Here is a 12,780-nt window from a genome sequence, read left to right as displayed (position 1 = left end):
AGCGTCAAACCAGACGCCCGGCCTATTGGCCGGGCGTTTTTCGTTGGAGGGTTCGCGACGAGGCGGCTCGGCCGCCGAGGAACGCTCCGGTCTCGGCCAGCGCTCAATCGGACTTGTCGTCGACCCGGGTCGCCTCGTCCAGGCGCAGAATGGTGTGGGCGTTGGTGACGCTGGTGGCGAGGGTGTCGATCACCCCGGTGCGCAGCGCGCCGAGGATACCGGCCGCCTTGGTGTTCTCGGCGGCGATGGCGATCACGTCGGGGATCCGCGCCAGATCGGTGATGGTCAAGCCGATCACGCGGCCCTGCATCGGCGTCATCGACGGCCGGCCGTAGATGTCGATGAAGTCGTAGCCCATCATGTCGCCGACCGTGCCGGAGAGCCGCGCCTCGGCAGTCTCCTGGGGGGTGAACCAGCCCATCCGCACCATGTTGCTGTTCTCGCTGAGATCGCCGATGCCGATCAGGGCGAGGTCGGCGCGCCGGGCGCGATCCAGGGTCTGGCGAATGGTCGGGTTCTCGTACATGGCGTCGCGCAGTTCGAGGTTCTGCACCAGCGCTGGCGCGTAGAGCGTCTCGCTGTCGCCGCCGAACTTGATCGCCAGGCGACGACAGATATGGTCCGGGTTCATGTACTCCCCCGCCCGCACCGAGCCGCCGATAGCGCAGACGAACGAGCATTGGCGCTGCCCCTGCTCGAACACGTTGTCCGCCACCGCACCGACGTTGCGCCCCATGCCGACGGCGACGATCGCCCCCTCGCTCAGCTGCCGCGAGAGATGATCGGCGACCAGGCTGGCCACGTTGGCGCGCTGAACGTCGGCATCGGCGTGATCGAGCGCGATCAGGGCGCGCTTGACCCCGAAGCGCCGCTTCAGGGCCTGCTCGATCTCTGCACTGACGGCGGGATGCTGGCGCACACGAACGTCGACGATGCCTTCCGCCTGCGCGCGCTTGAGCAGGCGCCCCGCCTTGACCCGCGAGATCCCCAATCGATTGGCGATGACCTCCTGGGTCTCCCCCTCGGTGTAGTAGAGGGTGGCGATTTCCGTCATCAGAGCGATATCGGCGTTCTCGTTGCGCTCGTTCATGCACGCTTCCATAGTTTGAGAAGATCGAGTGTTGAGAAGATCGGTCTTGAACGGCCCGAGACGGGCGGCGTCCCACCCTCGCCCAGCCGGCCGCTTCGACCGGCTCACGATACCACAGGGTCCACCGCGTTCGACTTTCTCGCGCGCCGGGATCGGCGTAGACTATCGGCGGATTGCGGTTCGCCGCGATCGGTTCTCAGGGCGGGGTGCAAGTCCCCACCGGCGGTAATGAGGCGGCGTGACACGAACGCCAGTCTCTCAGCCCGCGAGCGCTCGATGGCACCGCCTTCGAGGTCAGCAGATTCGGTGAGATTCCGAAGCCGACGGTGATAGTCCGGATGAAAGAGAACGGCTCCCTTGCAACGACGATTCGGTCAGCCGCGCGGCGATCGGTGATGTTCACCGTTCGCGCCTACGCCAACCGCCTCCCGTGACGCCCAAGCGGATCCGAAGCCCTGATTCTGGTTAACGTGACTTCGGTCACCGATCAACAGGAAACGACCATGAATCAGCCCTATCCGCCGCAGCTCTCGCCGCAGACGCTGTCGCAACGCATCGCCTTCATTCGTGCCGACTGGCACGGCGATATCGTCGGCAACTGCCACGCTGCCTTCCTCGAAGCGGTCGCCGAACGCGGCTTTGCCACCGAGCAAGTCGATACCTTCACCGTCCCAGGCGTGTTCGAGATCCCGCTCCAGGCCAAGCTGCTGGCCAAGAGCGGCCGCTACGCCGCGATCGTCGCCTCCGGCTTCGTCGTCGACGGCGGCATCTATCGCCACGACTTCGTCTCCACCGCCGTGATCGACGCACTGATGTCACTGCAGGTCGAACAGGAAGTGCCGGTGCTCTCCGCGGTGCTGACGCCGCACCACTTCCATGAGCACGAGGCGCATCTGTCGTTCTTCCAGCAGCACTTCCTCACCAAGGGGCGCGAGGCCGCCGAGGCGTGCCTGACGACGATGGAAAACCTCAGTCAGGTACGTAAGCTGAGCGTCGACTGATCGCCTGCCGGCATCATGCCGATAAGCCCACGCCATCCCCGATGGCGTGGGCTTTTTCGTTCCGTTTCACCCGTTCGACGGGGGATCAGGTCAGCTCTCGACGGCGGCCTGGCGCCGACTCCTCACCCGCAGATAGATCGCGAACGCCAGCGACACGGCGATCAATACCCACAGGCACACGGCGATCGGACTCTTGGTGAAGAAGATCGAATAGTTGCCGTATGACTCCAGGCTCTTGACGAAATAGACCTCTGCCGACTTGCCGAGAATGAAGCCGATGATCAGCGGCACCGTCTCCAGTCCGATCTTGTGGGCGACCCAGCCGAACACGCCGAAGATCAGCAGCGTCCAGACATCGAACATGATGCCGTAGTTGATGGCGTAGGCACCGACGACGCACATCATGATGATCAGCGGATAGAGAATGTACTTCGGCACCTCGATCACCCTGGCGATATGGCGGATCGCGAAGTACATGATGCCGAACATCAGCACATTGGCCGCCAGCAGCGCGATGATCATCAGGTACCAGGTATCGAGGTTGTTGCCGATGAACAGCGGGCCGACCTGGATGCCCTGCAGCGTGAACGCGCCGATCAGGATCGCGGTGGTGGAGTCCCCGGGGATACCCAGCGACAGCAGCGGCACCAGCGCGCCACCGGTCAGCGCGTTGTTGGAGGACTCCGACGAGACGATCCCCTGCGGGGCGCCCTTGCCCATCTGGGAGGAGTCCCGCGAGAAATTCTTCTCCTGGCTGTAGGCCAGTACCGAAGCGGCACTGCCCCCCACGCCCGGCAGGATCCCGACGAAGGTGCCGATGCTCGAGGAGCGTATCAGGTTGGTTAGCTGGCCCTTGAACACGCCGAACCGGAACTTGGCACCGTTCTTAAGCGAAATCGGCCCCTGGCCGGTCTCGTCCCTGAACCCCTTTTCGGCATCCAGCAGCACGGTGGTCAGGCCGAAGATACCGATCAGCACCGGCAGCAGCGAGAAGCCGTCGATCAGGTAGTACTGCATGAAGTCGAACATCAGCCGCGGCTCGCCGTTGCCACCCTCGGTGATCGAGTAGGTGCCGATCAGGCTCAGCCACACCCCCAGCACGCCGCTGAACACGCCCATCAGCATGTTGGAACAGAGCGAGGCGATGACCGTCAGCGCCAGCAGGATGATCAGGAATTTCTCGACGTAGGAGAACTTGATAGCGAAGTCCGCCAGCAACGGCGCGAAGAAGAACAGTACCGCGGCGCTGAACAGCCCGCCGAAGACCGAGGCGACGATCCCGATCTTGAGCGCGCGTTCTCCCTCGCCCCGCTTGGCCATCGGATAGCCGTCGAAAGTGGTGGTGATCGACGATGGCGTGCCGGGGATGTTGATCAGTACGGCCGGCACCATCCCGCCGGAAATGCCGCCGACGTAGAGCCCCAGCAACAGCGCGATGCCGTTCTCGAGGCCGAAGGCGTAGGTCAGCGGCAGACAGACCGCCACCGCCATGGTGGCGGTCATGCCGGGGATCGCGCCGAAGATGATGCCGATCGCGGTCCCCGCGGCGATCAGCGCGAAGAACATCGGCGTGAGATGAGACAGGATATCCATGAAAGACGTCTCCGGCAGTCAGGGCGAAGGAGTTGGGGGCCAGCGGCTCAGGGCAGGGTGATGCGGAAAAGCTGTGCCAGCACGTACCAGGCCAGCGTCGGTGCGATCAGCGCATTCAGCACCAGGATGACCCACAGGCGCCGCGTCGGCCGATCCACGTACAACAGCGAGAGCAGAAACACGAACAGCACCGACATGATCAGAAAGCTGTAGCCGGTGTTGGGAAACACATCGCTCAACACGCCCATCAGGTAGAAGTAGGCCGTGGTCAGCGCCAGCGTGCCGAAGAAGCGCCGGTGGTCGAAATCGCCCTCGCGTCCGGCCAGAACGCGCCCCGCGTGCTTGAGCCCCGGCACCAGCCGCCGGTAGCGGGTGATCAGGATGATCGCCAGCAGTACGACCAGAATCCAGGTGACGATTCGCGGGAAGAAGAGATGCGATTGGTCGAAATCGATGGTCACATCGAGCAGCGACAGCCATTGGCTTTCCATGGAAAGCGGCTCCTGCGCCGGGTCATTACCGGCGGCCTCAGTGGTGGAAACGAGCCGTACCGGCCGACGTCGGTCGGCCGGTACGCGACAGGATCAACCTTCCAGGTCGTTGATGATGGTCTTGTACTGGTCGTTTTTCTCTTTCAGGTAGCTGGCCGCTTCCTGGGAAGGCTTGAAGTCCGGCACGAAGAACGAGCGCTTCTGCTGCTGCTGGATCTCGCCCTCGTCGTAGATCTCCGCCAGCGCGTCGTCGATACACTGGATCGCGGCGGGATCCATGTCCTTGTTGTAGAGGAAGAAAAATTCCTTGTCGAAAGTGAAGTCCTGGTCGGCGGTCATCGGCACGCTGACATTCGGCGTCACGTACTGCAGCAGCTGCTCGCGCGTGGTGTCGCCCATGCCCGCTTCGTCGGTTTCGGCGATGGTCTGCTCGCGCGCGGTGATCCAGACGAAGCGCATCGCCTTCTGATCATCCGCCGGCAGCTGGGTGTACTGCTCGTTGGCCTGCACCGAGCCGTTGATCACGTCCACCGCCCCGTCGAACAGCAACTGATTCTTGTCCGCCTGGGAGCCGGTATTGACGGCGACGATATTGCCTTCCTTGCCGGGAGACTTCATGCGCACGGCATTCTTGAGCGCCGAGAACCCGATCTCCGAGACGCTGCCCGGCTGGATCGCGACCTTGATCTCCTTGCCGTCGCCCGCGGCCTCGATGATGTCGCTCATCGACTGATAAGGGGAATCCTTGGGCACCAGATAGGCGTTGCCCGGGTTGATGGCGATGGTCGGCCCGACGATGAACTTGTCGAAGATATCGGGATAGCCGTTCACCCCGTAGAGGTTGCCCAGATAGGCGCCATCATGAAAGATCATCACGGTGTTGCCGTGACGGCTGCGCTCCAGCGCCTGGAAACCCGGCATCACCCCGACGGCATCGACCTTGGCATTGATATCGAGCTTGTCCGCCAGTTGATCCACCACGATGCTCGAGTTCTGGTAAGTGTCGCCCCCGGTCGAGGTCGAGCCGATCACCACGCGCAGGTTGCCCGGCAGCGGACAGTCGTCGGCGGCCTGTGCCGAGGCCGATATCCCGATGGCGGCACTGGCGACGATCGCCAGACAGGTCTTGTTCCAAATCGCTTTCATGACACGTCTCCCTCATACCGTTGCCCACTCGAGTGGCGCGACTCGCGACGCCCTACCCCGGCGGTGACAAAATGATAGCGTTATCATCCAACACGTCTTGCACGGTAATGAAGGCGACTTTGTCAGACAATTCAACTTAAGTCCCTAGACCAAGGTCGCATGCCGTCGTTCGGTGCAACTCCCTGAAATCGAGGCAGAAAAAAGCCCGGCGATGGCCGGGCTTCGGAGATTCCATGGCGTCCTGCGTCGAGCGTCGATCCCGGAACCGGGATCAGGCGACGGTGACATCCTTGGAAAGGTAGACATCCTGAACCGCATTGAGCAGTTCGATACCCTCGTTCAGCGGCTTCTGGAACGCCTTGCGCCCGGAGATCAGGCCCATGCCGCCGGCACGCTTGTTGATGACCGCCGTGCGTACCGCTTCGCCCAGGTCGGAGTGCCCCTTGGAGCCACCACCGGAGTTGATCAGTCCGGCGCGCCCCATGAACGAGTTGGCCACCTGATAGCGGGCCAGATCGATCGGGTGATCGCTGGTCAGTTCGCTGTAGACCTTGTCGTGGGTATGGCCGAAGCCGATCGCCTTGTAGCCGCCGTTGTTCTCGGGCAGCTTCTGCTTGACGATGTCGGCCTTGATGGTCGCCGCCAGGTGCACCGCCTGACTGGTGAGGTCGGAGGAGACGTGGTAGTCGACCCCATCCTTCTTGAACTCCGGGTTGCGCAGGTAGGACCACAGCACGGTGACCATGCCCAGCTCGTGGGCGCGCTCGAAGGCTTCGCTGACTTCCTGGATCTGGCGACGGCAGTCCTCGGAACCGAAGTAGATGGTGGCGCCGACCGCGATGCAGCCCATGTCATGGGCCTGCTCGATCTGCGCGAACATGGTCTGTTCGTACATCGCCGGCAGCGTCAGGCTCTCGTTGTGGTTGAGCTTGAGCATCATCGGGATCTTGTGCGCATAGCGCCGCGCCACCGAAGAGAGCACCCCCAGCGTCGAGCAGACGCAGTTGCAGCCGCCCTGCAGGGCCAGCTCGACGATGTTCTTGGGATCGAAGTACATCGGGTTGGGGGCAAACGACGCACCAGCCGAGTGCTCGATGCCCTGGTCGACCGGCAGGATGCTGAGGTAACCGGTACCGCCCAGGCGACCGGTATTGAACAGCGTCTGCAGGTTACGCATCACGTGCGGACTGCGATCGGTGTCGGAGAAGACGCGATCGACGAAGTCGGGGCCCGGCAGATACAGGTCTTCTTTCTTGAAGCCCGTGCAGGTATAGCTGAGTAGGCTGTCTGCTTCCTTGCCCAGCAGCTTGGCAATATCGGTCATGTTGCTTTTCCTCTGTCCTCAAGATGGATCATCCGGGAAATCTCGACTTGGGCCGCTTCCCTGTCTACCAAAGATGGCTAACCGATAATGGCTGCGTGGCATGGTCTCGACCCGCTGCCCGTGGCGCCAACTTCCCTCTCTATCGCGGCGATCATCGACTCGCCGTTGAGAGCGTTTTCAAACAGTGGCCGCGCTCGACAATACGGCGTTGAAATCGGCTTCAAAAGGAGCATTTTCCCTCGGGCAGACAAGTACGCCTGCCCGCTCCGTCTACGCCGACCCTGCCGGGTCTTGCCTCCGCTCGCCGAATTCGTGAAACCCCGCTAAGGAAGCACCGCAAAATTGTCCGCGCTTCCAGAGATCACCGCCAAGAATAAGCGACTATGCGCCGCAGTTCACGCCCATGCACCATTTCTGCATCGCCTGTCTGCTCGATCGGACGCCCTGACGGGGGCTGTCCCAGATTGTCACGTTTCGTATCCCGACGGCGGCTGAAAATCGTCATGGGAAAGTCTTGAGCGCCGGCCGGGGTCAGACCGGTGGGTCATGGTCGTCGGGACGACGCCAGGCATTTGCTATGATGCTCGTCCCTCACGCGATGCGAGATTGTCAGGATGTCCGTTCTGCGCGGCTTTTTGTGGCTGCTGGTCTTTCTGCTACTGGGACAGGCCGCGGTGGAGCTGTTCCACCTCCCGATGCCCAGCGGCGTCATCGGGATGCTGTTGTTGACGCTCTTCTTCGGCTACCGGGGTGGCATGAACCCGCATGTCGTCCACGTCAGTCAGCCGCTGATCGCGATGCTGGCGCTGTTGATCATGCCCGGTGTCGTCGAGATATTCTTTGTCGCCGGCCGGTTCGCGGACCAGTGGATCGCCATCGTGACCGCGCTGATCGTGGGCACGCTGCTCAGCGTGCTGTCGAGCCTGCTGCTGATGCGGCGCTATCTGCCCGCGAGCGACGTCCCGGGGAATGCCGGCGATGAATGAGTGGCTCGAGCGGCTTTCGCAGCTGCCGCAACAGTGGTTCGACTCCCCGGTCGCCGCCATCGCGCTCACGCTCGGCGCCTATTTCCTCGGTATCCGCCTGTTCAAGCTGATGCATCGGCCCACCTGGTGCCCGCCGATGCTGATCGCAGCGCTCCTGATCGCCGCAGTCATCGCGTTGTTGCCCATCGGCATCGACGACTACAACCGCGGCGCCGGCTGGCTCATGCTGCTGCTGGGTCCGGCCACCGTCGCGCTGGCGGTGCCGCTCTACCAGCAACTGCCGCAGATTCGCGCGCTGTGGAAGCCCATCATGCTGACGCTGCCGCTGTCAGCGACCCTGGCGGCCTGCTACGCCGTGATCATCGCCGCCGCCATGGGCGCGCCGGCGGAGGTGCTCGCCTCGCTGGCGCCCAAGTCGGTGACCTCCCCCATCGCGCTCGGGCTGGCCGAGGAGCTGGGCGGCTCCCGGGCACTGCTGATGGGGGCACTGCTGACGACCGGCGTCACCGCCATTTTCGGCGTGGAGTGGCTCAGCCGGGTCCTGCGCATTCGCGACCCCCGGCTGATCGGCCTGGCACTGGGCATCAACGGACACGCCCTGGGTACGGTACGCGCGTTCGAGATCAGCAGCGTCGCCGGCGCGTTCGCTTCGCTGGGCATGAGCCTGACGGGTGCCTTCACCGCCATCGTGCTGCCTCTCGTCTGGCATCTGTTCGACTGAGCCTCGCTTCGTGCCCCCAATCGATGCCTGACAGCGACGCACATCCCGCTACGCTGTTAGTCAGGCCGTCGCCTGCTGCGACGGTCGGGCAAGGAAAGCCGGACACGGCAAGGCCTCGACAGGAGAGATCCGATGACGATAGCCAGTGACAGCGGTCAGGGAAGCCCGACGCTGGTGCTCATGCACTTCTTCGGCAGTTCCCATCATGAGTGGGAGGCGGTCCTTCCGCTTCTCGACGAGCGGTACCGGGTGATCACGCTGGACATGCCGGGCTTCGGCCGCGCCAGTGACGTGGCGGGATTCGATGTCGCCTCGATGACCCGCCATGTGAAGCAGTGTGTCGACGACGCCGATCTCGACGACGTCATCCTGGTCGGTCACTCGTTCTCCGGCCGGATCGCGATGACCGTCGCCGCCGACCACCCCGCCTGGCTGCGCGCCATGATTTTGATCGCGCCCTCTCCACCCGGGCCACAGTCGATCAGCGAGGAGGAACACCGGTTCCAGCTCGGCTTCGATTTCAGCGAGGCCCAGGCACGCCAGTTCATCGACGGTGCCAGCGAAGTGTCTCTTCCCCCGGCGCTCTACCAGCAGGCGGTGGAGGACGCCATCAACGCCAATCCATCGGCATGGCGGGCCTGGCCGACAGCGACGTACGCCGAGGACTGGCGCGAGACCGTCGGCAAGCTCCCCTACCCGGCCTGGGTGCTGGTCGGTGACAGGGACCCGTCGCTGCCACCGGACATCCAGCGCTCCGAGGTGATGCCCCACCTCCCCCAAGGCAAGCTGGAAGTCTTTCCCGGCTACGGGCATCTCCTGCCCATGGAGATGCCGGAGACGCTGGCGGAGCGGCTCAACACCATCGCCGCGGAGACCCCGTGACGACCTCAGTGGGTGGAGGGTGCGGGCGCCCGGCCGACCATCGCCACGCAGAGCGCGAGCGGCCAGGGCATCTCGGCGCTCGCTCGCAGTGACGCCGGGTCGCTGAGCGGCATGGCACCGAGCGCTCGGCAAGCCTCGACGAAGCGCGTCGTCGCCTTGCCGGACGCCCCGATCGTCGTCGGCACGCGAAACCCATCGCCCCACTCGACCAGGCGGGCGACGAGGGCCAGGCCCGCCGGGCCGATATCGATATCGCTGCCGACATGCATGCGATCCACGTCGAGCAGCGCCCGGGCGCCGCGCAGGCGAGCCATGCGCACGACGACCCGCATCGCGGCCTGGGCGGCCGGGCCGGCGCCGCCATCGAGACAGCGCCGGTCCTCCGGCGATAGCGCGAAGCCATCGTTGGCGGCGACGACGGGGGCCGGCTCGTGTCCCAGTTCGCCGCCGGCGGTGACGCTGGCCAACCCCGCCAGACGCGGGCCGCTCAGGACCAGCCGCCTGCCGCGATGGAGCGTGATGAGATGCGCCGCCTGGGCCAGGGCGAAGCGGGCATCGTCCAGCACCACCAGCGGCAGCGAGCGTGACAGTACCTCTTCAGCGGCGATGGCTTCCAGGGCAACGGCCTGGTCGGGACGATCGAGCACGACCAGTGCCGGCCCCTGGTCGGCATGGATGGCTTCCAGCAGTCCCGCGCCGGCGCCGCTCGAACCCGACCTGCAGGAAACGACCAGCGCTCGCCCGGTGACGGGCTCGCCCCCCGGCTCGTCCCGTTCCGGCGGGCCCTCCCATAACCGGCAGGGCATCGAGCGGGTCAGGACCACGCCACTGGCCTCGCCCTCGACCAGGCAGTCGGTGGCGGAGAGGTAGAACGACAGCGACTCGAGGCGGCGCATCACGACGCTGTCGCCTCGAAGAGCGGCGAGGGCGCGAGAACCAAGGCAGTGGCGATGGCAACGACGATCAAAGCAGCTTCCCAACATGAGAGAGATCGTCTCAAATTATGAGCCGAGCGCTCCCGCGTCCAGTGCTTTGACCTGACATCCGGCTCAGACTCGGCTGGCCCGACACGAATGCGCTAAGATGGACGGCCTCGAACCTCGCCCTCAACCTCGGGTTATCGGACTCGCCCATGACCTACCGCGTCGCCATCAACGGATACGGCCGTATCGGCCAGAGCGTCCTGCGGGCACTGATCGAGCGCCCCGATCTGCCGCTGGAGATCGTCGCCATCAACGAGCGCTCCGATCTCGAGACGATCGCCTACCTGACCCGCTACGACACCACCCACGGGCGCTTCCCCGGTCATGTCGAAGCGGGTGATGGCTGCCTGATCGTCAACGGCAGATCCATTCGAGTCCTCAACGCCGAGGCACCGGAGACGTTGCCGTGGGGAGAACTCGGCGTCGACCTGTTGCTGGAGTGCTCCGGCAGTTTCAAGGATCGCGCCACCGCCGAGCGCCACCTCCAGGCCGGCGCGTCGCGGCTGCTGTTTTCCCAGCCGGCGGAAGCGGATGTCGATGCCACCGTGGTCTACGGCGTCAACCAGACGGCAATCGCCCCCGGAATGCGAATCGTCTCGGCAGCGTCATGTACCACCAACTGCCTGATACCGATCCTCGACGTGCTGGAAGCCAGCTTCGGCGTCTCCCACGGCGTCACCACCACCATTCACTCGGCGATGAACGACCAGCCGGTGATCGACGCCTATCACAACAGCGACCTGCGCCTGACCCGCTCGGCGATGCACTCCATCATTCCGGTCGATTCCGGTCTGGCGCGCGGCATCGGCCGACTGATGCCGCATCTGGCGGATCGTTTCGAGTGCCTTCACGTGCGGGTGCCGACCATCAACGTCTCGGCCATGGATCTGGCGATCTCGCTCGAGCGCGACACCGATGCCGACGCGGTCAACGCCTGCCTAGCCGCCGCCAGTCGCGAGCGCTACCTGGGCCTGCTCGGCATGACCTACGAGCCGATGGCCTCGGTCGACTTCAACCACGATCCCCGCTCGGGTATCGTGGATGCCACTCAGACCCGCGTGGCCGGCGGCCGCCTGCTGAAGGCGCTGTGCTGGTTCGACAACGAATGGGGTTTCGCCAACAGAATGCTCGATGTCGCCCGCCACTGGCTCGAACTCTCATCTCCCGTCTCCGAACCCGCCACCTCCTCAGGAGAGGGTATTCAAGAAACAGGCGAACGAAGACGAGGCAAGGCGAAACCGGATGAAACAGCGGAGTTTACGAGCAGTAAATGAGCATGTTGAAGAAGGTTTCAACGCCGTATCGGCGAGTGCAGCCCTTTATTGAACACCCTCTAAGGAAAGGATTTCATGACCGTACTCAAGATGTCTGAACTGGATCTCTCCGGGAAGCGCGTGTTGATCCGCGAGGATCTCAACGTCCCGGTCAAGGGCGGCAAGGTGACCAGCGATGCCCGCATCCGCGCCTGCCTGCCGACGATCCGGGCTGCGCTCGACGCCGGCGCCAGCGTGATGCTGATGAGTCACCTGGGTCGGCCCACCGAGGGCGAGCCCGCCGACGAGTTCACGCTGGCCCCGGTGGCCGAGCATCTCTCCGAGCTGCTGGGCAAGCCGGTACGGCTGGAGAAGGAGTACCTCGAGGGCAACGTCGAGATCGCCACCGGTGAAGTCGTGCTGCTCGAGAACGTGCGCTACAACGAGGGCGAGAAAAAGGACGACGAAGCGCTGGCCAAGGCGTATGCCGCCCTCTGCGATATCTACGTGATGGACGCCTTCGGCACCGCCCACCGCGCCCAGGCGTCCACCCATGGCGTGATCCGGTTCGCACCGCAATCCTGTGCCGGCCCGCTGCTGGCCAACGAGCTCGACGCGCTGGAGCAAGCCCTCAGCGCGCCCAAGCGCCCGATGGCCGCCATCGTGGGCGGGTCCAAGGTGTCGACCAAGCTCGACGTGCTCTATTCGCTGTCGGAGAAGTGCGATCAGTTGATCGTCGGTGGCGGCATCGCCAACACCTTCATCGCCGCGGCCGGTTACGGCGTGGGCAAGTCGCTCCATGAAGCGGACCTGATCGACAAGGCCAAGGAGCTGATGGCCAAGGTCGAGATCCCGCTGCCCACCGATGTCGTCGTTGCCACCGAGTTTTCCGAATCCGCCACGGCGACCGTCAAACCCGTCGACCAGGTCGGCGACGACGAGATGATCCTGGATATCGGGCCGGAGACCGCCAAGCACCTCGCCAGCCTGCTCGAAAATGCCGGCACGATCCTGTGGAACGGCCCGGTCGGGGTGTTCGAGATCGACCAGTTCGGCAAGGGCACCGAAGTGCTGTCGAAGGCGATCGCCGCCAGCCCCGCCTTCTCAATCGCCGGCGGTGGCGACACCCTGGCCGCCATCGACAAGTACGGCATCGCCGACCAGGTCTCCTACATCTCAACCGGTGGCGGCGCCTTCCTCGAGTACGTCGAAGGCAAGACACTCCCGGCGGTCGCGGCGCTGGAAGCGGCTGCCAAATAGCGCCGGCCATGGTCTGATGACAGACGACGACACCGACTCGAGAGTCGGTG

Annotated in this window: 12 protein-coding genes and 1 riboswitch; of the genes, 6 read left to right on the top strand and 6 right to left on the bottom strand. The window is 64.3% G+C overall.

The genetic code is table 11. The annotated features are described in order from the left end of the window. Positions 1–103: 103 nt before the first annotated feature. Positions 104–1,090 (bottom strand): sugar-binding transcriptional regulator, encoded by a 987-nt coding sequence (locus DOM56_RS15205; protein WP_110601278.1) that lies wholly within the window; start codon positions 1,088–1,090, stop codon positions 104–106. A 188-nt stretch (positions 1,091–1,278) separates the two neighbouring features. Then, positions 1,279–1,444, top strand: a riboswitch (FMN riboswitch). Positions 1,445–1,593: 149 nt separating this feature from the next. On the opposite strand from DOM56_RS15205, the gene DOM56_RS15200 reads away from it, so the two are divergent. Next, on the top strand, positions 1,594–2,091 hold the full coding sequence (locus tag DOM56_RS15200) for a 6,7-dimethyl-8-ribityllumazine synthase (RefSeq protein WP_110709924.1): 498 nt from the start codon (positions 1,594–1,596) through the stop codon (positions 2,089–2,091). Positions 2,092–2,181: 90 nt separating this feature from the next. On the opposite strand, the gene DOM56_RS15195 is transcribed toward DOM56_RS15200, so the two are convergent. The 4 genes from DOM56_RS15195 to DOM56_RS15180 all read right to left on the bottom strand — a co-directional run bounded on the left by DOM56_RS15195 (position 2,182) and on the right by DOM56_RS15180 (position 6,645). Next, the gene (locus DOM56_RS15195) at positions 2,182–3,684 is read right to left on the bottom strand and encodes a tripartite tricarboxylate transporter permease (RefSeq protein WP_110601282.1); all 1,503 of its coding nucleotides are present in this window, start codon (positions 3,682–3,684) and stop codon (positions 2,182–2,184) included. A 47-nt stretch (positions 3,685–3,731) separates the two neighbouring features. After that, complete coding sequence (locus tag DOM56_RS15190) at positions 3,732–4,175, bottom strand: tripartite tricarboxylate transporter TctB family protein (RefSeq protein WP_110601284.1); 444 nt, start codon at positions 4,173–4,175, stop codon at positions 3,732–3,734. A 93-nt stretch (positions 4,176–4,268) separates the two neighbouring features. Next, positions 4,269–5,321 carry an ABC transporter substrate-binding protein gene (locus tag DOM56_RS15185; protein WP_110709923.1) on the bottom strand — a complete coding sequence of 351 codons (1,053 nt, stop codon included), beginning with the start codon at positions 5,319–5,321 and terminating at the stop codon, positions 4,269–4,271. 271 nt (positions 5,322–5,592) lie between these two features. Beyond that, entirely contained in the window at positions 5,593–6,645 is a 1,053-nt protein-coding gene (locus DOM56_RS15180; protein WP_110709922.1) for a class I fructose-bisphosphate aldolase, read from the bottom strand. 614 nt (positions 6,646–7,259) lie between these two features. On the opposite strand from DOM56_RS15180, the gene DOM56_RS15175 reads away from it, so the two are divergent. The 3 genes from DOM56_RS15175 to DOM56_RS15165 all read left to right on the top strand — a co-directional run bounded on the left by DOM56_RS15175 (position 7,260) and on the right by DOM56_RS15165 (position 9,234). Beyond that, positions 7,260–7,631, top strand: coding sequence for a CidA/LrgA family protein (locus DOM56_RS15175; RefSeq protein ID WP_110709921.1), 372 nt, complete (start codon positions 7,260–7,262; stop codon positions 7,629–7,631). Beyond that, positions 7,624–8,352, top strand: coding sequence for an LrgB family protein (locus tag DOM56_RS15170; protein WP_110709920.1), 729 nt, complete (start codon positions 7,624–7,626; stop codon positions 8,350–8,352). The genes DOM56_RS15175 and DOM56_RS15170 overlap by 8 nt, the downstream gene beginning before the upstream one ends. A gap of 132 nt (positions 8,353–8,484) precedes the next feature. Further along, entirely contained in the window at positions 8,485–9,234 is a 750-nt protein-coding gene (locus tag DOM56_RS15165; protein WP_110709919.1) for an alpha/beta hydrolase, read from the top strand. A 5-nt stretch (positions 9,235–9,239) separates the two neighbouring features. Here DOM56_RS15165 and DOM56_RS15160 read toward each other — a convergent pair whose 3' ends face one another. Beyond that, the gene (locus tag DOM56_RS15160; protein WP_232822323.1) at positions 9,240–10,130 is read right to left on the bottom strand and encodes an aconitase X; all 891 of its coding nucleotides are present in this window, start codon (positions 10,128–10,130) and stop codon (positions 9,240–9,242) included. 236 nt (positions 10,131–10,366) lie between these two features. Here DOM56_RS15160 and DOM56_RS15155 point away from each other — a divergent pair, with 236 nt between their 5' ends. Together DOM56_RS15155 and DOM56_RS15150 are read left to right on the top strand one after the other, a co-directional pair. Then, a complete protein-coding gene (locus DOM56_RS15155) occupies positions 10,367–11,491 on the top strand; it encodes a glyceraldehyde 3-phosphate dehydrogenase NAD-binding domain-containing protein (RefSeq protein ID WP_110709917.1) in 1,125 nt (374 codons plus the stop codon). A gap of 75 nt (positions 11,492–11,566) precedes the next feature. Further along, entirely contained in the window at positions 11,567–12,730 is a 1,164-nt protein-coding gene (locus tag DOM56_RS15150) for a phosphoglycerate kinase (protein ID WP_110709916.1), read from the top strand. Positions 12,731–12,780: the final 50 nt, after the last annotated feature.

This window comes from Salinicola sp. CR57 (assembly GCF_003206585.1).
Taxonomy (GTDB): domain Bacteria; phylum Pseudomonadota; class Gammaproteobacteria; order Pseudomonadales; family Halomonadaceae; genus Salinicola; species Salinicola lusitanus.
The sequence above is the reverse complement of the archived record's forward strand: the minus strand, read 5'-3'. Positions and strand labels throughout refer to the sequence as shown.

Bases quoted from the DNA above. Each gene is read 5' to 3' on its own strand.
- DOM56_RS15205 (WP_110601278.1), bottom strand. From the start codon at position 1,090: ATGAACGAGCGCAACGAGAACGCCGATATCGCTCTGATGACGGAAATC.
- DOM56_RS15200 (WP_110709924.1), top strand. From the start codon at position 1,594: ATGAATCAGCCCTATCCGCCGCAGCTCTCGCCGCAGACGCTGTCGCAA.
- DOM56_RS15195 (WP_110601282.1), bottom strand. From the start codon at position 3,684: ATGGATATCCTGTCTCATCTCACGCCGATGTTCTTCGCGCTGATCGCC.
- DOM56_RS15190 (WP_110601284.1), bottom strand. From the start codon at position 4,175: ATGGAAAGCCAATGGCTGTCGCTGCTCGATGTGACCATCGATTTCGAC.
- DOM56_RS15185 (WP_110709923.1), bottom strand. From the start codon at position 5,321: ATGAAAGCGATTTGGAACAAGACCTGTCTGGCGATCGTCGCCAGTGCC.
- DOM56_RS15180 (WP_110709922.1), bottom strand. From the start codon at position 6,645: ATGACCGATATTGCCAAGCTGCTGGGCAAGGAAGCAGACAGCCTACTC.
- DOM56_RS15175 (WP_110709921.1), top strand. From the start codon at position 7,260: ATGTCCGTTCTGCGCGGCTTTTTGTGGCTGCTGGTCTTTCTGCTACTG.
- DOM56_RS15170 (WP_110709920.1), top strand. From the start codon at position 7,624: ATGAATGAGTGGCTCGAGCGGCTTTCGCAGCTGCCGCAACAGTGGTTC.
- DOM56_RS15165 (WP_110709919.1), top strand. From the start codon at position 8,485: ATGACGATAGCCAGTGACAGCGGTCAGGGAAGCCCGACGCTGGTGCTC.
- DOM56_RS15160 (WP_232822323.1), bottom strand. From the start codon at position 10,130: ATGCGCCGCCTCGAGTCGCTGTCGTTCTACCTCTCCGCCACCGACTGC.
- DOM56_RS15155 (WP_110709917.1), top strand. From the start codon at position 10,367: ATGACCTACCGCGTCGCCATCAACGGATACGGCCGTATCGGCCAGAGC.
- DOM56_RS15150 (WP_110709916.1), top strand. From the start codon at position 11,567: ATGACCGTACTCAAGATGTCTGAACTGGATCTCTCCGGGAAGCGCGTG.